The 21,611-nt window shown below is 65.9% G+C and carries 20 protein-coding genes and 2 pseudogenes; 12 read left to right on the plus strand and 10 right to left on the minus strand.

Translation table 11 applies throughout. From position 1 onward, the window contains the following. Positions 1 to 105: 105 nt before the first annotated feature. On the plus strand, positions 106 to 3,408 hold the full coding sequence (locus AB0D27_RS02050) for a DEAD/DEAH box helicase (protein ID WP_362501031.1): 3,303 nt from the start codon (positions 106 to 108) through the stop codon (positions 3,406 to 3,408). A 113-nt stretch (positions 3,409 to 3,521) separates the two neighbouring features. Here AB0D27_RS02050 and AB0D27_RS02055 read toward each other — a convergent pair. After that, positions 3,522 to 4,078 (minus strand): annotated as a pseudogene (locus tag AB0D27_RS02055) (DUF2182 domain-containing protein); the annotation flags it as partial. Between the two features lie 381 nt (positions 4,079 to 4,459). On the opposite strand from AB0D27_RS02055, the gene AB0D27_RS02060 reads away from it, so the two are divergent. The 3 genes from AB0D27_RS02060 to AB0D27_RS02070 all read left to right on the plus strand — a co-directional run bounded on the left by AB0D27_RS02060 (position 4,460) and on the right by AB0D27_RS02070 (position 6,780). Continuing rightward, complete coding sequence (locus tag AB0D27_RS02060) at positions 4,460 to 5,143, plus strand: DUF899 family protein (RefSeq protein WP_362501033.1); 684 nt, start codon at positions 4,460 to 4,462, stop codon at positions 5,141 to 5,143. A gap of 262 nt (positions 5,144 to 5,405) precedes the next feature. Then, a complete protein-coding gene (locus AB0D27_RS02065) occupies positions 5,406 to 5,819 on the plus strand; it encodes a VOC family protein (protein WP_362501035.1) in 414 nt (137 codons plus the stop codon). 706 nt (positions 5,820 to 6,525) lie between these two features. Further along, positions 6,526 to 6,780 (plus strand): hypothetical protein, encoded by a 255-nt coding sequence (locus tag AB0D27_RS02070; protein WP_362501037.1) that lies wholly within the window; start codon positions 6,526 to 6,528, stop codon positions 6,778 to 6,780. Between the two features lie 253 nt (positions 6,781 to 7,033). On the opposite strand, the gene AB0D27_RS02075 is transcribed toward AB0D27_RS02070, so the two are convergent. The 5 genes from AB0D27_RS02075 to AB0D27_RS02095 all read right to left on the minus strand — a co-directional run bounded on the left by AB0D27_RS02075 (position 7,034) and on the right by AB0D27_RS02095 (position 9,677). Further along, a complete protein-coding gene (locus AB0D27_RS02075) occupies positions 7,034 to 7,213 on the minus strand; it encodes a hypothetical protein (protein WP_362501039.1) in 180 nt (59 codons plus the stop codon). A 196-nt stretch (positions 7,214 to 7,409) separates the two neighbouring features. Beyond that, positions 7,410 to 7,571 (minus strand): hypothetical protein, encoded by a 162-nt coding sequence (locus AB0D27_RS02080; RefSeq protein WP_362501041.1) that lies wholly within the window; start codon positions 7,569 to 7,571, stop codon positions 7,410 to 7,412. Then, on the minus strand, positions 7,568 to 7,825 hold the full coding sequence (locus AB0D27_RS02085) for a hypothetical protein (protein WP_362501043.1): 258 nt from the start codon (positions 7,823 to 7,825) through the stop codon (positions 7,568 to 7,570). The genes AB0D27_RS02080 and AB0D27_RS02085 overlap by 4 nt, the downstream gene beginning before the upstream one ends. A 601-nt stretch (positions 7,826 to 8,426) precedes the next feature. Continuing rightward, positions 8,427 to 8,780 (minus strand): transposase, encoded by a 354-nt coding sequence (locus AB0D27_RS02090; RefSeq protein WP_362501045.1) that lies wholly within the window; start codon positions 8,778 to 8,780, stop codon positions 8,427 to 8,429. An 84-nt stretch (positions 8,781 to 8,864) separates the two neighbouring features. Beyond that, a complete protein-coding gene (locus AB0D27_RS02095) occupies positions 8,865 to 9,677 on the minus strand; it encodes an alpha/beta fold hydrolase (RefSeq protein WP_362501047.1) in 813 nt (270 codons plus the stop codon). Positions 9,678 to 10,131: 454 nt separating this feature from the next. Between AB0D27_RS02095 and AB0D27_RS02100 the strand changes: the two are divergent. Then, a pseudogene (locus AB0D27_RS02100) lies at positions 10,132 to 10,308 on the plus strand (DUF2000 family protein); the annotation flags it as partial. 360 nt (positions 10,309 to 10,668) lie between these two features. After that, positions 10,669 to 10,878 carry a hypothetical protein gene (locus AB0D27_RS02105; RefSeq protein WP_362501407.1) on the plus strand — a complete coding sequence of 70 codons (210 nt, stop codon included), beginning with the start codon at positions 10,669 to 10,671 and terminating at the stop codon, positions 10,876 to 10,878. 766 nt (positions 10,879 to 11,644) lie between these two features. Here the strand turns inward: AB0D27_RS02105 and AB0D27_RS02110 are convergent. Both AB0D27_RS02110 and AB0D27_RS02115 read right to left on the minus strand, forming a co-directional pair. Next, a complete protein-coding gene (locus tag AB0D27_RS02110) occupies positions 11,645 to 12,118 on the minus strand; it encodes a hypothetical protein (RefSeq protein WP_362501049.1) in 474 nt (157 codons plus the stop codon). A gap of 135 nt (positions 12,119 to 12,253) precedes the next feature. Then, positions 12,254 to 12,781: a hypothetical protein gene (locus AB0D27_RS02115; protein ID WP_362501051.1), complete on the minus strand. Its 528-nt coding sequence runs from the start codon at positions 12,779 to 12,781 to the stop codon at positions 12,254 to 12,256. Positions 12,782 to 13,659: 878 nt separating this feature from the next. Between AB0D27_RS02115 and AB0D27_RS02120 the strand changes: the two genes are divergently transcribed. The 4 genes from AB0D27_RS02120 (at position 13,660) to AB0D27_RS02135 (ending at position 18,491) form a co-directional block, all read left to right on the plus strand. Continuing rightward, positions 13,660 to 14,967 carry an alpha/beta fold hydrolase gene (locus tag AB0D27_RS02120; protein ID WP_362501409.1) on the plus strand — a complete coding sequence of 436 codons (1,308 nt, stop codon included), beginning with the start codon at positions 13,660 to 13,662 and terminating at the stop codon, positions 14,965 to 14,967. Next, complete coding sequence (locus AB0D27_RS02125) at positions 14,964 to 17,333, plus strand: hypothetical protein (RefSeq protein WP_362501053.1); 2,370 nt, start codon at positions 14,964 to 14,966, stop codon at positions 17,331 to 17,333. The genes AB0D27_RS02120 and AB0D27_RS02125 overlap by 4 nt, the downstream gene beginning before the upstream one ends. A 130-nt stretch (positions 17,334 to 17,463) precedes the next feature. Next, positions 17,464 to 17,910: a GntR family transcriptional regulator gene (locus AB0D27_RS02130; RefSeq protein WP_362501055.1), complete on the plus strand. Its 447-nt coding sequence runs from the start codon at positions 17,464 to 17,466 to the stop codon at positions 17,908 to 17,910. 11 nt (positions 17,911 to 17,921) lie between these two features. Next, positions 17,922 to 18,491, plus strand: coding sequence for an HD domain-containing protein (locus AB0D27_RS02135; protein ID WP_362501057.1), 570 nt, complete (start codon positions 17,922 to 17,924; stop codon positions 18,489 to 18,491). On the opposite strand, the gene AB0D27_RS02140 is transcribed toward AB0D27_RS02135, so the two are convergent. Further along, positions 18,479 to 18,952 carry an NUDIX domain-containing protein gene (locus AB0D27_RS02140; RefSeq protein ID WP_362501059.1) on the minus strand — a complete coding sequence of 158 codons (474 nt, stop codon included), beginning with the start codon at positions 18,950 to 18,952 and terminating at the stop codon, positions 18,479 to 18,481. The two genes, AB0D27_RS02135 and AB0D27_RS02140, sit on opposite strands and share 13 nt — an antisense overlap. Beyond that, positions 18,952 to 19,719: a helix-turn-helix transcriptional regulator gene (locus tag AB0D27_RS02145; protein ID WP_362501061.1), complete on the minus strand. Its 768-nt coding sequence runs from the start codon at positions 19,717 to 19,719 to the stop codon at positions 18,952 to 18,954. The genes AB0D27_RS02140 and AB0D27_RS02145 overlap by 1 nt, the downstream gene beginning before the upstream one ends. Before the next feature lie 284 nt (positions 19,720 to 20,003). Between AB0D27_RS02145 and AB0D27_RS02150 the strand changes: the two genes are divergently transcribed. Together AB0D27_RS02150 and AB0D27_RS02155 are read left to right on the plus strand one after the other, a co-directional pair. Continuing rightward, positions 20,004 to 20,993 (plus strand): DUF2637 domain-containing protein, encoded by a 990-nt coding sequence (locus AB0D27_RS02150; RefSeq protein ID WP_362501063.1) that lies wholly within the window; start codon positions 20,004 to 20,006, stop codon positions 20,991 to 20,993. Next, complete coding sequence (locus AB0D27_RS02155) at positions 20,993 to 21,373, plus strand: RRQRL motif-containing zinc-binding protein (RefSeq protein WP_362501065.1); 381 nt, start codon at positions 20,993 to 20,995, stop codon at positions 21,371 to 21,373. The genes AB0D27_RS02150 and AB0D27_RS02155 overlap by 1 nt, the downstream gene beginning before the upstream one ends. Positions 21,374 to 21,611 lie beyond the last annotated feature (238 nt).

Here is a 21,611-nt window from a genome sequence, read left to right on the forward strand (position 1 = left end):
TTTCGCCCAAGCACTGAGCGTCGCGAGATCGAGCGGAACCGCACGAACCGCCTGCGCCCGGTGATCAAGAGGTGCCACAGTCACGGTATGCGCAGCGTGGACGGAATGACACAGGGGAGTGAGGACCCCGGGGAAGCCGGCGCGGAGGCGTCCGTGTCCGACGTGGCCCGGCAGCGCTGGAGCGTCGCGCTGGTCGGCCCGTTCCCGGCGCGGTTCTGCGAGCCGGGGTGGAGTTACGAGGATCCGGTGGCCCGCCGCTGCCCCGCCTGCGAGGGCCAACTGCACGCGCTGCGCAAGCCGTACGAGTCCCAGGGCCGGATCTGCCGGTACACCGCCCTCGTCTGCCCCGCCTGTCCCACCGCGTTCACCCTCGCGGACCTCGGGGTGAAGACGTACGACCAACTCGCGGCCGGCACGCCGACGCCCCGTCAGGCCGTACGCCCCTCGGATCCTCCGCCCGTGCCGCCCCGCCGGACCGCCCCGGAAATCCGTGTACCGCGACAACCGCGTCCGATGGCTCGTGAGGTGCGCCGTCCGGCATGGCCGGAGGATCTGCCCGTGCCCGGACAGGCGGAGCAGCGTGCCCTGTTGTGGTGCAAGGTGACCGACCTGGCCTGGCGCCCGGCCGACTCGGCGCTCGCAGCGGCCGACGACGTACGGGTGATCGTGCCCGAGGGGCAGGTGTACGGGGCACTGCTGGAGTGGCTGGCGGAGCGAGGTGTCCCCTGCCGCGTCAGCCGCTACTGGGAGGAGCGCGAACAGGTCGGCACCGTAAACGACTTGGGCCGGCGCACCGATCTGGTCGCGGTCGGCCCGGATGGCGCCGCCCCGGCCGCGGGTGCATGGGCGGTGGCGGCCCGGGATGCCTTCGCCGCGCAGTGGGACGCGCTGGAGGAGCTGCCGGACAGCGACGGCGACGCGGCAGGTGACGGCGACGCTGACGGTGACAGCGACGCGGACGGCGACGCGGACGGTGACGGTGACGGTGACGGTGACGCGGACGGTGACCGTGCCGGTGCCGGTGCCGGTGCCGGTGAAGGCGAGGGTGACAGCGGCGGTGACATATACGTGCCGGTGGCGGAACTGGTGCCCGCCGCGTGGGCCGCGCTGCTGCCGCACCCGGCCTTCAACCCGGCGCAGGCCGCCGCCGTTCCGGTCGTACGGGAGAGCGACGGTCACCTGGTGGTTGTGGCACCCACCGGTGCGGGCAAGACCCCGATCGGGATGGTCGCGGCACTGGACGCGCACGCCCAGGGCCGCAAGGCCGCCTGGCTGGTGCCGCAGCGCTCGCTCACCGACGAACTCGAGCGCGAACTGGAATTGTGGCGGCGCCAGGGCCTGAGCGTGGTGCGGCTCACCGGCGAGGTCGCCGTGGACACCGAGCTGATCCGGGCGGCCGACGTATGGGTGGCCACCACGGAGAAGTTCGAGGCGATCTGCCGCGCCGGTTCGCTGCGCGACGCACTCGCGGAGGTCGGTTGCCTGGTCGTCGACGAAATCCACCTGCTCGGCGACCCGGTCCGTGGAGCGGTACTGGAAGCACTTCTCACCCGGGTACGGGAGGACAGTTCCGCAACGCGGATCGTCGGGCTCTCCGCGACGGTCGCCAACGCGGACGAGGTCGCCGAGTGGCTGGGCGCCCGCCTGATCTGCACCGCGTGGCGCCCTACCCGGCTGAGCTGGCAACTGCCCGTTCTGCCCGCGGCTGACGAGGCGGACTGGGCGGCGCGCGCCGCCGTACGCACCGAGGCCGCCGTCCGCATCGCCCGCGAGGTCACCGCGGACGGCGGGAGCGTCCTGGTCTTCTGCGGCAGCAAACGCCGGGTACGGGCGACCGCGCTCGCACTGGCCGCCGACCGCGGCGTGCCGACAGCCGGCGCCGACGCGGACGACGCCGAACTCGTCGAGAGGCTGTGCACCAAGGCCGGCGTACGGCTGCACTATCGGGACTGGCCGTACAAGCGGGAGGCCGAGCAGACCTTCCGTGCCCGCGAGGCGGATGTCCTGGTCGCCACCTCCACCGTGGCCGCCGGCGTCAACCTGCCGGCCCGTGCGGTGATCGTCAGCGACACCACGGTCGGCCTGGACCGGATCGAGGTGTCCATGGTTCAGCAGATGTTCGGACGCGCCGGCCGCATCGGCGCCGGAGAGCGCGAGGGCTGGGCGTTCCTGCTCACCGACCCGTCGGAGCGCGCGCACTGGCAGGCCAGGCTGGCCGCCGGTTACACCGTACGATCCCGTCTCGACGAACACCTGTCCGATCATCTGCTCGCGGAGGTGGTCCAGGAACGGCTCGCCACCGTCGGTGAGGCGGAGCGGTGGTGGGAGGGAACGTTCGCCGCATATCAGGGCCACGACAGCGTCGAGCCCCTCCATGAGGGGGTTCGGTTCCTCGCCACGGCGGGGTGCCTGCGCGCCACCGCCGCCGACGGGCGTCTGGAGCCCAGCCCGTTGGGTTTGCTGACCAGCCGATTCATGGTCGATGCCGCGCTCGCGGACGACCTGGCCAGGGCGGTGCGTGACGCACCCGTCCCCGAGAACGCCGTCGCCGCGGAGCAGTTGCTCGCGGCTCTCCTCAGCACGCGCCTTCCGGTGCTGGAACAGGCTCCTTTCACGGACCGGGCGCGGACAGCTCTGCGCCGCGTGCTGCGGGAGATGGAGTACGACCACACGGAGCCCGCCGACCTGGACGCACCGGACGACCCCCAGGAGGACGAGCGGAAACCCGTGCCCGGCGACCTGGCCCGCGCCGTCCTGCTGCTGGTCGCGAACAGCCCGCGCCTCTTCCGGGGCCGCCCCGGATACGTCCTCGGCATCCCCGTCGACTCCATGACCGGCATCCTGGAGGAAGCCCAGCGCTATCTGGCCTGGCTCGGCGCCCAAGGGCCCATCGGGACGGCCCACCCCTGGGCGGCCGTGGTCGCCGCCGACCTCGCCCTGCGCATCCGCTGGCGCACGTTGGGGCCCGGCCGAGGAGCGGGACGACTGCTGTGGATGTGCGAGCGGATGGCCACCGCCCCGCTCGCTCCCCACCTCGTCCCGCGCATGTGGCGCGCGGCCCGCGACCGCGGCATCGACGCCCCCGACTGGCCGGGCACGACCCCACCGGCGGACTGCGCTCTGCCCCGTGACCGTTACCGCGCCCTGCTGGCCGAACGCGCCACCGGAGCCACACTCACCCTGGACGACGGCATGGTCCGCGCGACCACCCCGCCGGGCTCGGCGATCCGGCTGTGGAACGGCGCGACCACGACCCTCCACCCCAGCGACGGCCAAGAAGCGACCCTGCTCCTACCGCCACCCGCCCCCACCGACCTCTCCGCAGGCCGCACCGGAGCCTCCGTCTTCACCCGAGGCGACCGCCTCGCGACGGGATGGCTCGCGGCATACGGGGGGATCCGCTCCTGACATCTGTCGAGTGCGAGTGCCGGATACTTGAGCTGCCGACGGGCCGTTTGGCGCGTGACCACCCTGTCCTCGGTCGATCAACTCTCGCTCAGAGCGCCAGAGCCAGCATCCGGTCACATCCGGTCCATCGACGGGCCGGACATCTCCAGGCCGGGCAGCAGCCAGTCCTGGAACGGGGCGAGCACGGCCAGCACGAGAAAGGCGACGCCGACCGCCCAGCTGAGCCAGGGGCCCGCGACACAGCTTCTCCAGGAAGATCACGACGGCCAGTCCAGCCATCGCCGCCACGTTCATCACGCCGAGCGGGATGAGGCCGATCATCAGGCCCCAGCAGCAGCCGACGCAGTTGAGCCCGTGAGGCGCGCCCACCCGCAGGTCCTTCGCCCACGGCCGGAAGCGCGCGTATCGCAGTAGCTGGAACATCGGGTTTGCGGCAGTGCCGCAGGCAGACCCGTTTCAGCGGCCCGAACTGCTGCAGTCCCGCGAGCAGGAACGCGGCCGCACCGATCCAGCGGCCCGCGTCGGGGTGGCTGTCGACCATGCGGCCGGTCGCCGCCAGGGCCCCGTACAAGAGCAGTCCGAACCAGGCCCAGGCCAGCAGGTAACCGCCGGCGAATTCCGTGACGCGCAGCGCGCGGACGCGGCCGGCCGTGCCGCGATTGATCGCCTGGACCACCGGGGCTGCGGTACGCCGCGAAGAGCGGCGAGCACACTCCTCAGACATCCCCAGCAGATCACACGATCGCAGGGCTCCAAAGCGGGGGATCGGCAGGCGGCGGTCGGCCCGCTTGGCGGTGACCGGACCCACCCGGTACGCCGGCGGCCGCGACGGACGGCGTGGCCGCCCACTACAGCGATCTTCTCTACGGTGTCTACCGTGCTCAAGTGTGCGTGCTTACGGTCAGCCGCCCGAGCCGGATCAGTAGCGGCCGGCCCGAAACGGCAACGACCACCCGGTGGTCCGAGGCTTGGAGCCGCCATAGACTCAGGGGACTGGGGGGAGCCGCCATAGACTCAAGGTACTGGGGGATGGCCACTCCAGGAGGACGCGATGTTGCGGCACACCAGACTGGCCGGGGAATCGGCGGACTACCTCGCCGCCCGTGAAGAGCTGCGCGAGGCCGAGATCGAGCTCATGCGCCACCGCGAGAGGGTCGCGGCCCAGCGGCGGGCGCTCCCGCAGGGACCGCCCGTCGACGACTACGTCTTCGTCGAGGGCCCCGCAGACCTCGACGCGGGCGACTCACCGGTCCGCGAGGTCACCCTGAGCGGGCTGTTCACCACCCCGGACCGCCCACTGATCGTCTATCACTTCATGTACGGCAAACTGCAGACCGACCCCTGCCCGATGTGCACCCTGTGGATCGACGGCTTCAACGGCATCGCCCACCACATCGCTCAGAGCGCCGACTTCGTCATCGCCGCGGCCGCCGACCCGCCAACCCTGCGGCAGCACGCCCGCAACCGGGGCTGGCACCGGCTACGCCTCCTGAGCTGCGGGGGCAGCACCTTCAAGTACGACCTCGGCAGCGAGGACAAGGACGGTGAGCAGGACTCCACGGTCTCCGTCTTCACCCGCGACGCCGACGGCAGGGTCCGCCATCGCTACTCCGCCCACCCACGCATGTCCGAGGACATCGACCAACGCGGCATCGACCTCCTGGCCCCCGTCTGGCACCTCCTCGACCTGACCCCGCGGGGCCGCGGCGACTGGTACGCGAACCTGAACTACTGACCGCCCACGCCGCTTACGCAACTGACCGCGCACGCCACGGACCGCCCACCTTTGCGCCGACCGGCAGGACAGTCGACGCTGATGTCGGCGTCGCGATCACCATGCCGACTGCCTGGACCGCTGGTCGAGCGACGACCGGGTCGAGTGCGGCGTCGGATGGGCCTTGCTTTCCCGGTCGTTGACGGCGTTCATCGGGTGCCGTTGTCGGTGGCCCCCGCTAGTCTGCGGACATCCGGCTGTTTGCTCCGATTGAGGAGGTTTCATGGCCTCACGTCTCAACCCGTATCTCAGCTTCGGCGGCGACGCCCGGCAGGCGATGGAGTTCTACAGGGATGTCTTCGGCGGCACGCTCGCGCTCAACACCTACGGCGAGTTCGGCCGGGCCGGCGCGGCGGAGGCCGAAAGGATCATGCACGGCATTCTGGAGACCCCCAACGGTTTCACCCTGATGGGCGCCGACACCCCGCCGGAGATGGAATACACCCCGGGCAACAACTTCGCGGTGAGCCTCAGCGGGGACGACGACGCCGAACTGCGCCGCTACTGGGAGAAGCTGTCCGTCGGCGGCTCCGTGGCCGTGCCCCTGGAAAAACAGATGTGGGGCGACATGTTCGGCATGTGCACGGACCAGTTCGGTATCCCCTGGATGGTCAACATCAGCGAGCCACGGGGCTGAGGCACGCCAGTCGATCCCACAACTTCTCCCATCCGTGGAGTGGTCGGCGCTTGGCCACAAGCAAACAGCGACGGCGCTCTTTCCCGCGCGCCGCGAAGCGTTGTGAGGGCAATCGGACCCGCAGTACATCGCGACGGCCAGGCGTCAGCGTCACGACCTCCCGGTCAGTGCGTAACAACGACAAAGAGCCGGACCAGTGAGACTGGGTCCGGCTCTTGAAGTCAGAACCTTCAGCAGGTCAGCGGGACGACCACGCTGTTCCGACGCCTGTGCCTCCGACAGGATTCGAACCTGCGCATACGGCGCCTGCGCATACGGCGCCTGCACACGACGCCTGCGCACACGGCACCGGAGGGCATGCCTGGAACACCGACGTATTGGCCCTGACCCGTGCGTATGGCTAGAGGGGGCATCGTCGACCGGATCTATGTCACATCTCGCGCCTAGCCATCAGCGTTCACCGCCAGGACGGCCACACCAAGATTGCCGCCGCCCTCCGCCTCACCGCCCGCGGCTACCACCGGCCATGACCGCTCTCGGCCTCACCTGACACAACAGAACACCCGATCACTTCTCAAAGATCCTGGGTGGGGCTTGAGTTCGACAGGTACATGCGACGGCGTCCACCTGGGCCCCATTCCGCGTGGCTCACCCAATCGGCTGCGCTCGGGGGGAAATTGGCCACAAGGGTGTGCATGGTGATTGCATGAACACAGCACAGGGGAATCCCCCCAAGAAGATCATTTCCCGAATTCCGCGAATATTCGTGGCGAGTGCCGTACTGGGCATTGCTTGTGCGGCAGGGATGGCGACCGCCGCGTCCGCCGCGTCCGCGACGCCCACCACGCACGTCGCCACAAAGACCACGGCTTCCCGGTCGATTCCGGCCTACGGCCACGGCGGCCATGGCGGCGATGAGGACGGCGGCTGCGAGGGGGTCATCGTTCTCCTTTGTAACTGACGGATAACCGGCGGCAATTCCTGCCCGCCGCCCCCGTCGAGGTGGCAGCGGTCAGGTCAGGCCGGAAACTGCCTGGGGCCTGTCCACCACTCGGGGACAGGCCCCTCGGACGTCCCGCCACAGGCAGCTACCTGCCCTCGCTTCCGGCAAGTCCACCTAACGACAACGGACATGCGCCACGTCACCGCATATCCCCGGCGAACTACCCCACTCGGCTTCTCTCAAAGACCTGGACTGCGGCGTGACACGACGCTCACTCCTGGCCCTCCCTCCGGCGGTCGCGCTTGTCGGAGCGGCGCACCAGTTCGCCCACCGCGATCGTCGCGGTCGCCACGACGCGGACCCATTGAGGGCCGCCCCTCGCCGCCCACACCACACAGACGCATCCCGCGACGACGACCAGCAGGACGCCAAGCAGCACAATGACGGTCATGGGTCATCCCCCCCCCTGTTTGCCCACTGGGCTGCGGTTCCGCGGCGTTCGCTCTGCAACTCCCCGCTGTTCCCCGTCGATGCTCGCTCCTTCGGGCACTCGTGGGACACGCCTACAACAACGTGAGGTGTACTTACAACCAATCCCCCATGTGGATGGTCTTCTGCAGACCCGGACTCACGAGCGGAGATCCGGCTCACCGATCCTGGCGTCCCTGGAGAACCATGCACATCCGTACGGCCGCGACCGCCAGGTTGGCATTGGTGCTGGCGGCGGACCATGCCTGTTGGACGGTGCGGATTTCCTGCTCGGTGGGTTGACCTGGGCGGGTGGGCATAAAGCGGGCGGCGATGATCACTCGGCGGAGCTTGGCGACCATGTCGGACAGCGACGCGTCGGTCTTGGTGGTGTACCAGGGTGCGCGCTCGCGGCGCTCGCCGGCATCATCGCCGGGTGGTGGCCGTGCAGCGCGTACCAGGCCACGGTGATCGTGTAGCCGTACAGGCCGAAGGGCACGGTGCGCTCGACCGCGGCGCGGGTGCGGTTGTGGGCCTGGCCGGCTCCGAGCGGGCCGCGGGCCTCGGTGAAGGTGACCTGGATCGACCAGCGCATCGCGTATCGGGTGACAGATCGGCGGCGCTGCTGGTCAGGTCGGTGGTGATCAGGGCGAGGTCGTAGCCGGTGTCGGTGGTGTCGTCCCGGAGCAGGATCACGCGCACGGTGAGGGTGTGGAAGGAGCCGTACCACCGGCAGGTGACCTCGGCCAGGCACGCGGTGTCGGTGCGCTGGTAGCGCGTGACCCGCGTGGGAGTGAGTTGGGCGGTGCTCCCGAGTTGGGCGGGCGTGCCCAATCGCGCGCCCTTGAGCGCGGGACGCCCGCGTTTGCCGGTCCTGGGCGGGGCGAGCGCGAACAGCACCGAGGATGCGGGCAGCCGGGTGGTGAAGGTGCAGGTTGGGCAGGTCGCGCAGCGCTTTGCCGTGGTACGCGGCGTCCGCGACGACATGGATGCGTCGGCCGTGGTGGCAGGCAGCCAGGAGGCGGATCATGGATGCGGCGATGTCGACCTTGCTCACCTCCTGCCCGGGACGCCACAGCCGGGCCATCACCGGCAGGCACACCGGCCGGGAAGGGCAGTTCGATGACCAGGCCGAGCACCACGAAGCAGGTCCCGCGCCCGACACCCCTGGGGCCGGTGGCCGCGCCGTCGTGTTGTCAGGCCGCACCGAAGACCTTCTTCCCGCGCCGCCTGAAGAGCGTGTCATCCACCGTCGCCATCAACACCGCACTCTCGGGGAGGAGTTGGCGCACGATCGGGTGGGACAGGGAGATGCCCAGTAGATCGGGGTTCCAGCTCGCGCGGGAGAAGAACGCGTGGGCGCGGTCGTGGGACCAGGTGCGTGTCAACCCCGCGCCGGTGAGCATGCCGGTCACTGTGCCCCGGCCGGTCTGCGCGATCAGGCCCGTGACCAGCGCGGTGAAGGTGGTGAAGGTCGGTGTGGTGAAGCAGCCTTGCAGGAACGTCAGCACCGCCGACAGCGAAGCGGGTACGGTCGAGCCCGGGAGCATCGGCGGGTCCCCTCACAGCAGGTGACGCAAGCACCGCCGATGCTTGTCCGCTGCCCGGCCCCGTGCCGCCAGATCAGTCCCCCATCACCTGTCCGAGCGACCCCCACGACGATCAACGAAACCGTCGGCAGCGAGGAGGAGTTCGAGAAGTCGCCCGGGAGCCCGCAGTGGCAGGTAGTGATCGGCATCGGCGACCACCTCCAGCCGCGCGCCGGGGATGCCGTCGGCGAGACGCCCGGCGATGACGCCGATCTCTGGGTGGTCGTGATCGCCGATGACGACCATCGTCGGAACCTCGATCCGGTCCAGACGGTCGACAGCGCCCTCGGCTGGGTCGAGCGCGTGTCCCTTCTCGGCGGAGGCTCCGGCTTCGGCGTTCTCCCGCACCATGGGCTCGATGACCTCGAAACCTGGGGCCCGGTCGCCCAAGCTCGCCCAGAGCGTGAGCTCCAGCTCGGCGATGCGGCAGCCGTCCGATCCACGATGCGCCGCGACGTACGCATCCATCTCAGGGCTCTGGGGCCACTCGTGCCCGCTGGCAGAGGCCGCGATCAGCGTCAGCGACCGGACCCGCTCGGGGTGTTCCAGGGTGAAGTCGAGCGCGACCTCGCCTCCCATGCTCAAGCCAACGAGACCCGCGGTCTGTAAGCCGAATCGGTCCAGGACCGCCAGCAGGTCGTCCTCATAGCGGAACGGCGCGGTCGCAAGCGTCGAGCATCCATGACCCCTGGCGTCGTAACGAACCGCGGTGTGGTGCCGTGCCAGCACGGCGAAGACACCGTTCCACAGGCGGCTGTCGTGGACCGATCCGTGGAGCAGGACGAGCGGGGGGCCGTCCCCGGCCTTCTCGGCCCAGATGTGGCTTCCGCCGGCGACGGGGATCAACTCGGTCGTCATACCCCCGATTCGATCACACCACCGCATCCACCAGGAGCAGACCACCCGACGGAGAGAACCTCACAACCCCGCCAGAACGTCGAAAGCCGAGCACTCTTCCGGACCGCCAAACAACTTACGGAACGACTTTGGCCGGGGTCCTGCCAAGCACCCTTGTTGACCGGGGCCGACCCCTGCATTTGGCACGGCTGTGGCACGCTCACTGGCTTGAGCTCCGAGGCGGCCTCAGCAGTTATTCGGCAGGCGGTAGCCCGCTGGCTCTCTGCTGTCGGGGTTCTGGTCGGGGGACGGTGCTTGTCCCAGATACCTCAGCCGTGGTGCACGGATGGGGCTCACCTCTGTTCAGGTTCGCCGATCCTTGGCTTCCCTCTCCTTGCGCTGGGCCACACCGTATGCGGACCATGGACCCTGATGGACTGGGCAGCGGATGGGGCACGGGCACCTTCTGATCCGTAGCCGTACCCTGCCCCGTGCCGTCTTCACCCCGACCTCTTCGCGACCGGCAACGACCGCGACAACCGCGCCGTCCGGGGCCGTGCCGATGGAGGGGCTGGACCTGATGGGGCTGGCGGTGTACGAGCCGCAGAATGCGGTGGACAAGGTGCTGAAGGGCGCGCGGATGCATACGTGACGGAATCTGCACAGCGAATGTGCAACTGCGGCATGGGTGCGTTCTGTTGGTGCCGAGTTGTCCTGGTCGGAGCTGCCGTGGCAATAGCTGTCGGTTTCCTATGCGGGGCTACATGTAGAGAAGCTGCCCTCAATTCGTGTGCATGCGTGCATGGATGAGAAGCCGATCGTTTCAACTGCCCTGCTGGGAGCAGCGACCGACTGGATGCCGGGCACACTCCGTGATTTGATCCTTCGCGCCGCCGGGATCGCGCCAAGGCGTCCGGAAACGGATGGCTCGCGCCTGCGGTCGCGGCCCACCGTCTATCCCCAGCTTGGCCGCTCCCCCTTGTGGAACATCCATACGAAGGGCAGTTTCATCATGAACTCCGCTCCCCAGGTTCAGACCCTTGAAATCTCTGACGCCGAGCTCGACACCGTCTCTGGCGGCCTGAGCCCGCAGGTTGGCATCGCCGCCGGCCCCACGGCGATCAGCAGCTCGGACCTCGCGGCTCAGTTCGGCGCGGTCAAGGACGAGGTCCTGGACACGGTCGGCCAGTACCACCAGGTCGGCGTCACCGCGTCCTTCTGATCGTCGGTTCGCGGGACTTCCTAATCGCGGGATCGCTGATACCGGCAGCCTGACAGCCGATCGGCGTCCACAGCGACAAGCCCCCTACCCGCGGATCTTCGCTGGTAGGGGGCTTGATCGTTAGGGGTTGCTTCTTCTTGCCCTGGGTCTTGTCGGGGATGTTGGGGAGCTGGGCTTTCACAGGTAAGGGCGCCGTTGCGCCGCGCCTGAGCGGATGTCATTGGTCATCGTTGGCCACTGTCGAGTGGCCTCGGACGGCCCAGGGACAGCCCAGCCAACACCATCACGTGCGCCGGCCTATAGCGTTACGCAGTGCCTCGAACCAGCTCGTGAAGAGCCACCGCAGCCGCCAAAGCCAACCTCGCCGCCTTCCCTGCGGTTGCGGCTCCGGATTGGCCGGTATGCGCGAACGGCGGCGAGGAGGACGGGCATTGACGCTCCCACTTCGCAGGCCACCACCGCCATGCAGATGGCAGTAACCGTTTCGCCCGGCCGGGTTTCCGCACGCTCGCCCCCTCCGTGTCGCACCAGCGCAACGCCCCAGAATGAAGTCTGGCAGGAGCTGCGCGACTGGATGTGCCAACTGACGCAACTGCCCACGAGAGCCACTCAGTCCCAACCTACGGAGCCATCAGCTTAGGAAGCTGAGGTGATCACCTGCGACTGAGTGGTGTTGCCGCTCGGCGGGCGGTCGACCAGTTCCCCGGTGTTCCCCGTGGTTCCCCGCACGATCTGGCACGGATCTGGCACGACCTTGCTGTCAGACCTAGTCGAAGGCGGGGCCCAGTGAGTCCCGCATGGCAGCACGGAGCGTGCGCAAGGCGGAGTCGTACGGTGTGTGCAGCGCCTGCCACTCGACTGAGTCATCACTTACCACGACGGCGGTCGTCGCGATGGCAACTCGCATCGCTCTCAGGAGGTCGTAGGCCTCACGGGCGGCGTCGTAGACGCCGGCTGGTGCCATTAGAAACAACTCGTACCTCGCCGCAATCACGCCGGTCGAGCGAAAAGCAGCTACCACATCGCTACTCGCGATCGGCGTTGCGTGACTCAACGCGACTGTTTGTAACGCTGTCTCAGTCTCAGTCAGCGCGGTGAGGTATCGGACGTACGCGGTCCGGCGTAGGTCTGCATGCCGGAGTCGTTGGTCTCGCTTCGTACGTACTGATTCGACGACCAGCGTTGAGCCAACGCCGAGCACGCCGCCGCTCAAGGTACTGATCAGCGTCAGCCATCCCATGAAGCCACGCTATGAGCCTGGGGCGCCGCACGGTAGGGCGCCTAGCCGAGTAGCCGTGCTCTCCGCCGACACGAGCAGACGTGACCGTGGCCCAGTGGTGACACCACTACGTCGGGCGATGAGCTGCGGTACGAGCTAACGAGCACAGGAACACCAGGCGGAATCGAACCACTCCTGCACGGTTTCCACGAACCTCGTTCCCTGAGGGTAGGGATCGTCATCCTTGACGTAGTGAACGAGTCCGTTACCGAGACCCGGGACGTCAATAACCTCGGTCTCATGGCCATCGTCCCGCTCAACGGGACGCTGGACCACCTTGTATAGGCCGAGCACCGCCTCCACTCTGTTGATTAGATAGAGCTTGCAGGTCGGTACCATTTGGAGCGGGCGGGCCTCGAAGTCAACTGAGGGCACTAGCCTCGTGATCTCCAGGTCGCTCAGTACTGTGTGTAGCAGAGCGGTGTGCTGAGACGTGATGCGCTGAGCCCACTTCCTCAGGGCCTCGTGATCCGGGGCGTTCTCGGACCGCCGGTATAGGAGGTTGACCGATGCGCCGGGCAGCACCATGCGAATGGCGATGTGCTGTGGGGCTATCTCTCCGGCCCGGATTCGTTCTGCCTGAACCTTGATGTGCGCAGCCAGGAATTCCGACGTCAGTGTCATGACATCGAGGATTACTTCGGGTTGCTCGAAGGCTCGGTTGATCAGCGATCCCTGAAGTTCCCCCGCTGAGCTGGACAGCCTGACACTGGGACGGATGGGTCCCGGAGGAAGCAGTTCCAGGTAGTGAGCAAGAAGAGCGACGCGGTCGCGTTGGTGCACCGCTTTCGGAGCCGGGGAGCGGCTGACCTCGGCGGCTGTCGCCGGCTACATCGCCAAGTACGCGACGAAGGGAGCCGAGACCGCCGGCGCGGTGGACGGTCGTATTCACGGGGCGCGGGACCTGGTTTTGCTGCGCACGGCTGTAGATACGCGAAGACCCCGGCTCAGCGTTTCCGCTGGTGACGGGGTCTTTGGACACCTCATAAGGGGTGCCCCCGGCAGGATTCGAACCTGCGCACACGGCTCCGGAGGGCATGCCTCGAAGTTGCGATATGTGTGCGTTGGCCTGCGGCTTCCTCAGCTGAGGCGGCTCGCCACGTCCATCTCTATCGCATACCGTGCGCCGCCCCTCGAATCGTCGCTGCTGCGGAGGTCCATGTAGGGAGGGCTGGCTTGTAGTCGGCCGGACTGCACCGTGGCCTCCTGGCCCCAGTTTGTAAGGCACTCCATGACGCGGGTAGCTGAGACAGCGGCGCGGAGGTATGTCACTGTCCGTACAGTTTGCGCGACTAGTACGCCACTTCCCTGCTCGCATAGAATGCGGCCTGACAGGAAGGAACGACACCAGCTATCGTCCGCACTCGGTATCTGCGGTGACAGGAGCGGGCGGCGGGCTCTGATTCTGAATCTGCGCTTACGCGCAGCCGGGGGAGCAATTGCCGCGCATTATCCCACAAGACGAATTTGAGGTCGTTCCTTTCGACCACAGTAGCCTGAACGTGCATGCTAAGCGTGGTCGACAAGCCCGAGCTGCTGTCCTATTCGTCCACGGACTCGGTGGTGATGGATATGAGACCTGGGGTAAGTGGCCTGAGCTCGTATTCGAGCAGACATCGATCGAGCCTCTGGATGTCGTCACATATAGATATGAGAGCTTTTCGAAATCCTGGCGGCGGCGGCAACTTGGGGCTAACCTTCCCTTCATTGCCTCTCAGCTAGCTGATTGGATCCGGTCTTTGGAGGAAGACCATGATTATCAAGACATCTACCTAGTTGCGCACAGCCTTGGGGGCCTGGTTGCGGAATCTGCGGCACAAAAGTACCTGACCTCCCTCGGTACGGGAGCCCCAGGGGCCACAGCTATCGGTGCTATCTACCTGCTGGCGTCTCCTCGTTTGGGGGCTGGCCTTGCTCTCGGACCCTTCAGACAACTCATCCCAGAGGTTGAGTGGCTGCGTAAAAATTCGCAGCAGGCGATGGATGCTGAGTCCTACATGCAAAGCCATGTAGAAAGCCTGGGAACGGCGGCCTCTGCTGGATACTACGACTTCTTGATTCCGCGCTATTCTGCGATTGCCGGAGGCGATAGGCTTGTTTCAAAGATGAGTGGACTCTTCGGCGTCCCCGAGAAGCAGCGTCTGCGACTCAGCGGTAATCATCGCTCAATCGTTAAGCCTGATGATGAGAATCAGGAGCAGCATCGCAGACTGCTGAAGATTGTGCGCACATCCGGCGATATTCGCAGGGCGTGGCGTCGACAAAACCTTCACGAGTTGCGGTTTGCGCGGCAGGGGCCTGGCTCAGGAGATTCGCTGAGGTCGTCCTTTCTAGTAACAGAATTGCGAAGCGACAACCCGACTGGCGCTTACGAGCAGGCCTACAATAAAAGTTGTTGGTCTTCGGATCTTCCTGATGTGCAAGTCATTGATCGACGTAATGCGATTGTTGTGGCGGATATGCCAACGGACCTGCTGATCTCCGTTCATGACGCCACGAGAATTATTGAGGGAAGCCCGCAATGCAAGTTGGTCGTTGAAGGTGCATTCCATGATTACCAAACTCAAAAGAACCTTACTCTCCTAGTCGTTCCTGTAGGCGCCGACTCGGAAGAGGCGGTACGCATTGTGCAATCCTGGCTACCCGCACCCCCACACCGCTCTGTAAGTGTCGAGGGTGCGGCAACTCTAGACGACTTTACGGGCCTCGTTGCTCAGTGGATTGATGTCGTGTTCGGACGGGATCCGGTGCGATGGCCCCGAGTTCGCTTGGGGCACTCTTACGGTACGGAAGGGCGTGATTTTGTATGAACTTGGCGTGGATTGCCGCCGTACTTCAGCCTCACGATGTAGCCCCGCATCCCAACTTTTCAGACGATGCATACGCCGGTGAGCCTGCTGGCCAACTGGCTGCATTGGTAATTGGTGGTGACTGGGGGCGGATTGCTGGGCGCGGTGAGTGGTCGGACGCGGCCCTTGAGTTTGCCGAGAAGAGCCTTCATTCCGAAACCATCAGGGAGGGGACAGGTGGACTACTCCGGCAAGCCCTAGCGGGCTCCAAGAAAGATGTGGCGCGCTCGGCGGCCTTGGCTCTCTTGGCGAGTTGTTCTGCTGCCGAAATGGAGGACTATGACGCATGTGAATCTGTACTTTCAGCCCTGCTGAAGACCACGGATGTATCTGCGTCGGGGCGTCTGGTAAAGGCAGTTCTTCTCCAGCAACGTGGCCTCAGGCGGCGAGATGCTGGTCGCGACTTTGTTGGCGATGTCTTCGAAGCGGCACGCCTTCTGGAAGATTTGAAGGCGGAGGAATTTCCTGCGTTTCGCCTGAGCCCCGGGGTCGATAAAGCATCGTCGGATACTATGTCATCGATCATTTACGCACTCAAGCGGGCATCGTGGAGCCTTGTTCCTCATGATCAGGATCGAGATCTTCCGTTCGCCTCCTTCCCGTCTTACATGGATCGGGTCAAGAAGCCGATCTCCAGTCGCCTGCTGCGTATCGCCGCGGACAGGGCTTCTGTGCAGGATCGGTATGTGGCTCAGAATTTTAGAGGGTTGTTCGAAAACTCTCAAAACATCATTGTAGGTGCAAGCCCAATCGACCTATTTCACCAGACTCTTGCCGTCGAGCTTCTGGGGCACTCTGAGGTCTACGCGGCGCGGAAGGAATTGGCGCTACTGCGTTTGGTCCAGCATACGCAAGGCGTCGCTTCAATTGAGATTCAAGACAGTCTGCGACTCCTAAGGCACGCCGGCGCTACCAAAGAGCTTAATCTCGCTCTTGAGCGGTTCCGGGCGGCTGGTCCGCTTTCGGTACTCAGTTGGGACGCAAGGCAAATTCTCCTTCGACGAACTGAAAGAGATCTGCTTCGTGTGCCAGAATTGATGGTCCTGAAGGCTTCTTCGGATCTATTGGCACCTGCAGAAGCTGAACAAGCGCTGGCCGCCGTCTTGTCCTCTATCAAGGCTGGCGGACCGCCGAATTCGGCTGGCTCATGGCAGCACGCGGCTCAGCGAATGGGAGCCGCTTGGCTAGCAGCAGCTGCACTTTCTAACTCTTGTGGCCAAGGGGAAGATCTTGCAGAGTTGCTGTTGTCGGAGGTTAACGCGTCCAATCCGTACGATGAACTACGTGATCAGAACGTGGCCAAGGCGATTGATGCCTTGCCGTGGAAATATGTTCGTGCTGATGTAAAGGGTTCCTGGGAGCGCTGGCTTGCTCGGGAGGAGAGTCGGCAGTATAGCCATTCAGCAGAGGCTGCTTCCATGGCACTCGCCATCCCACTCCCTTTGACTTCCCCTCTCCAAGGGCTTAACGACATCGCTGTCCGCCTCAACGCGTCTCTCGGGGAGGCAGGTACACCTCTGTCGGCTGATGAGGTTGCTCAGGCAGTTTCCGCTGTGGGAAAGGAACTTCGCGCAAAACGTGCCTCAGCCGCGACCGGTTCCTTCGCCGTTGGTGCGCGCTCGGCGGCGGATATTGCGGCCCTGCTGCTTAGCGAACGGGACGATGCTCAAAGCGTGTGGGAAGATTTGGCTCCCTTCCTGACTGATGAGAGGGTGCTTCGAACAGATCGGACCCCCGCCTTTGAGCGGTTGGCCCGTGAGCGGCCTAATATGCCGTCGGCGGTTCGCCGCCACTTTGGAGACGAGGCGGCCCGTCTGCTGAGGTCGTCGACTTACCTCGGACCCTGGGACGAGGACCTGATCCCGTATCCATCGGCATTTAGGTTCCTAGTCTCATATGGCTTGCTTGATGAGCCGAGCATGCTTGCCAGCATGGCTGAGATGAGCGGGAGCAGTACCTCAGATGCTCGCCGTCAGGCTGCTCGCAGCCTGGTCACTTTGGCGGCGCGAGATGCTACAGACTGGCTCCTCCCCTTCGCATTGCAGATGAGCCATGATTCTGAGATCTCCATTAAGGCTCACGCCGCGCGGGCGCTAGCGCGAATTACGATTGCCGCTGGCGAACTAAGTAAGGTAGCTGTAAACCGTCTTGTAGCTCTCTTGCAGGACGAAGACGGTTTGCTCGTGCCTTTCTACGTGCTACGCGAATTGCAAGACTTGAGTGGCCTACCTCCGACAGTGATGGAAGCCGTTCGTGTATTGGTTGGGGAACACCCGTCCCGTCAGGTTCGGGAGGCGGCAAACGAATGGTTGATGAGTGTGCAGTAACAAGTAATGCGGATGCTCACCTGCTCGTGCAGATACCACACAGTGTTGGTCGGAAGCGTCCGACGAACGCCACATCAGGAAGCTCGATAGAAGCACGGGAAACCGTAGGTGAGGGAGAAGGAGAAGGCGCGTGCCACAGGCCAATCCGCGGGGTACGTACTTGCAAGTCTCTGAATCACTGCTCCGGCAGATCGACTCGGGTGACGTCCGCGACACTTTGCCGTCGGAAGCTGCTCTCATGCGCTCTCATGGAGTCGCCCGTAACACCATCCGGCGTGCCCTGAAGGTATTGGAAGCCGATGGTGTTGTTGAGTCGGCCCCAGGTATCGGATGGCGCGTCGCCCGAGGCGGCGATCGGCGTTCCCTCGGCGAGCGTATGACTGACTTGATCGCAGAAGACTCGCTCTCAGTGGGCGACACGTACCCGTCTGAAGCCAAGCTTTGCGAGCGGTTCGCTGCGTCCCGGACCGCGGTGCGACGTGTCCTTGCCCAGATGGAGGGAAACGGCCTGCTCGCCACCGTTCACGGCAAGGGGCGAACCGTGCGCGCTCTCCCGACCCGCACCGCCGGGCCGTAGTCTTGGCCGCCATGGGACTGACTGAGTGGGCGTACTCGCTCTCTGAATCGTTGCTATCCGATCCGCTCCCGCGTCGGTGGGCGCACTCGTTGGGGGTTGCCAAGCGGGCTCGCTCCTTGGCCCCGATCATGGGCGATGATGTTGAGTCGCTGGAAGCTGCCGCGGTGCTGCATGACATCGGGTACGCGCCGGCGATCGCGACCACCGGCTTTCACCCGCTGGACGGTGCGCGGTTCCTCCGAGACCAGGAAAAGGCAGATGAGCGGGTCGTTCGTCTCGTGGCTCACCACTCCTGCGCCCTGCTGGAAGCCGAGGAGCGCGGACTGAGGGATGAGCTAGAGGGGGAGTTCGAGCTAGAGCGTCCGGACCTGGTCGACGCCCTGCTGTACTGCGACATGACGACGACACCCGACGGGACGCAGACCACGTCGGCCGAGCGGCTGGACGAGATCGTGCAGCGGTACGGTCCGGACACGATCGTCGGGCGGTTCATTCAGCGTGCGGCCCCCGAGATCCACGCAGCGGCGAAGCGTGTTGAGGGCCGGTTGGCGCAGGTCTCTGCCGAGGATCAGCCGATGTAGGGCTCTCGCCGCGAGTCGTCGAGACCGTGGCGGATGCGCAGCATCATCGACGGATGGATGGCCAGTCCGTCAAGGTCCGCTGGGTCAACCCAGCGGACCTCTTTTGACTCGCTGCTCGTACGCAAGGAACCCCCTATGGGGTGGGCTCGGAAGCAGATGGAGAACTGTTGCCGGACCTCTCCGTCGTCGTACGCCAGCACGTGTTCAGGGTCGGTGTAGAGCCCCACGATGTTGTCTACCTCAACGTCAATGCCGGTCTCTTCCGCGACCTCACGGACGACGGTGTCACCGATGAGCTCGCCGATGTCGTGGCCACCGCCGGGCAGTGCCCACAGATCGTTGTCCGTCTTGTGGATGAGCAGCAACCGCCCCGCGTCGTCTCGGACGACCGCGGTGACCGAGGGCACCACCGAGTTGGCGTGAGGAGCGTTCGGGTCGCGGAAGTAGTCGATGCGGCTCATCAGGCAGTGCCTTCCCAATCGGCAGGTGAAGAGATCGGGCGGGCTGATTCCCAGACCTTCTCAACGCTCTCAGCGTAGGCGTCGAAGAGTTCACCGCCGGGCACGCGTTGCAGGTGCAGCACGGGGGCCATGTAGGCGCCGACGCCGTAGAGGTGCCCGTTGGCCAGCATCTCGTCATAGGCCCGGTAGATGGAGTTGTAGAGGGTCGTACTGTGCAACCGGAACTCCACCCCGGGGAGACCGAAGAGCGGGCCGTAGTTGATGAGGGCGTTCCGGATCTTGCCTGCCATCGCCCCGCCGATCCCTTCGTCCTCGCCGCGCACCGCCACGGCCGGCGACGTGGGCTCTCCCAGGATGAAGCGGATGGGCACTCCGTCGGCTGACTTCTCTTTCACGATGCGGTGGAACGACGCGTCTTCCGTGAGCCAGAACCCGGAGTACACCAACAGGTCAAACTGACGGGTCGCCTTGGAGTAGAGGTTCGTCCAGAGGTTTTGCATCACGACGGACCGGTGCGGATAGAGCCTGACCAACTCCGCGTTGCCAGCGGCCGCGACCTCAGCTGACGTGCGCTCGTCGGGCCACAGGTACGACACCTCGCACCTCAACAGCGATGCTGTTGCGAACTGGAAGCGGCGGTATGGCTTGCGCTCAGGTTCGTTGATCCATCGCTCAACCGTCTTGGCCGCGACCCCGAGTCGTTCGGCGACCTCATCGAGCGTCAGTCCCAAGTCCACTATCGCGCCGCGCAGTCGCTCGTTCGCCATGCCAACCTCCGACTTCCTGGGACGACTTGGTTCGACTTCACGGTAGCTAAGAACGACTTGAGCCGCGCAACCGCGAAGTCGAACGTCGTGGCTGCCGACGCCAGTCTGTAGGTACATCGAGCGCGAGGGTCTCGCAGACCTCCATCAGCCGAAGGGCTTGACGGGGCGAACCTCCCTCTGCAAGATGAGGAACACGTAATACATGTTCCTCTCGTACAGGCAGGGACCGTCAACAACCGCCGCGCCGGTCGCCCCGGCACGTCCAGCCGGATGGAGGCAGCAGCATGACCACCACCCCCGAGACACCCGCGTCCGGAGTGCCGCCGCTGACCCGCCCGGAACTGGGACTCGCCGGAATCGGCGCGCTCGCCGCCGCCGCGGTCGGTGCGCTGGGACTGATCTCCTCCTTCGACGCGGTCTCTGCTGCCGCGGCGAGTTGGGGCTTTGCCTCGCCGTGGATGCTGCCGGTCGGTATCGACGTGGCCATCCCGGTGTTCACCGTCGCCAACCTGCTGCTGATCCGCATGGATATGGCGCTCGCGTGGGTGCGGTTCGTGCCCTGGGCGCTCACGCTGATCACGTGCGGGTTGAACATCGCGGCCGGACACTCCCTGTCGGCCAAGGTCGCGCACGGCACCATGCCGCTGCTGTGGGTGGTCTTTTCCGAGATCGGCGCGCACATCTACGCCGTGCGCATCGGCGCAGCCACCGGCCGCCGTATGGAGAAGATCCGGTTCTCCCGCTGGCTGCTCGCCTTCCCCTCCACCTTCGCGCTGTGGCGCCGCATGACGCTGTGGGAAGTCACCTCCTACAGCGAGGCATTGGCGCGGGAGAAGGAGCGGCAGTTGGCTCGCGCGGATCTGCGCGAGCAGTACGGCCGCAAGTGGCGGTCCAAGACCCCGCGCCGCGAACGCGTGATGCTGCGCATGGGCGACCTTGCCCCCGCCACCGAAGAGACCACCCTCGCCCCGCCCCCGGTGGACACGCCGGCGCCCCCGGCCGACGCCAAGCCGCGTCCGCGCCGCCGGACCCCTGCCAAGGGAAAGGTCAAGGCACAGCGCACCTTCGAGGAGCTGCTGACCGAGGCGCGCGCGGTCACCGGACAGTGGTCGGACGTCGAGTTGACTGCGGACCGCATCCGCACCGAAGTGCACTGCTCGGCAACCAACGCCCGCACGCTGCGCGACGCGTTGAAGTCCGAGCGCGCCGAGGGCCGCCCGCTGCAGTTCGTCGACGACGCGGAGGGCGAGGAGTCCGAGGCTGAGGCCGCCTGATGCCCGCGGCATTCGGCAAGTGCTACGACCCGACCGGCAGCCAGTACGGCATCCCCACCTACCCGTGGCGCCACGCCCCCGACGGGCTCGCCACGCGCCGCCAACTGCGCGCCCGCGGCTTACGCCCGGGCGGTCAGCCGATCGCGGCGCAGGTGCTGCGCCCGCGCTACCGGCGCGGTCCGCTGGTCGCCTACCTCTACCGCATCGACCGCGCCAAGCCCGTGCGGCCGATGACGCCCGGCAAGCGGGCCGCGCTCGCCAAAGCGATGCGCGCCCGCCGTACCTGCGCGGTCTGCCGCACGGATGCGGGATACGTCATCCCCACCTCGCTCGGCATGTGCGTGCCCTGCGCCTACCCCGAGGAACAGCGCGCCGCTTGACCTACCAGATGTCCAGGAACTCCCAGACAGCCTCCATGATGCGGTTCCTGCGGCGGTGTTCCTTGCTGCAAAAACGCCGCCTTCGCCAGCGGCTTTCTGGCTGCTGTACCGGCTTGCCGCACCACTCGCACTGCCGCGTCGTGACCTCAGATTTCCCCATGCCACCCCCCGTAGCACTGCCGTGCGGGGTCCGTCCGCCCACCACCTACAGCGTCGGCCGGACCCCGCCCTGCCTCCC

Source organism: Streptomyces sp. NPDC048415 (assembly GCF_040651675.1).
Lineage (GTDB): Bacteria > Actinomycetota > Actinomycetes > Streptomycetales > Streptomycetaceae > Streptomyces.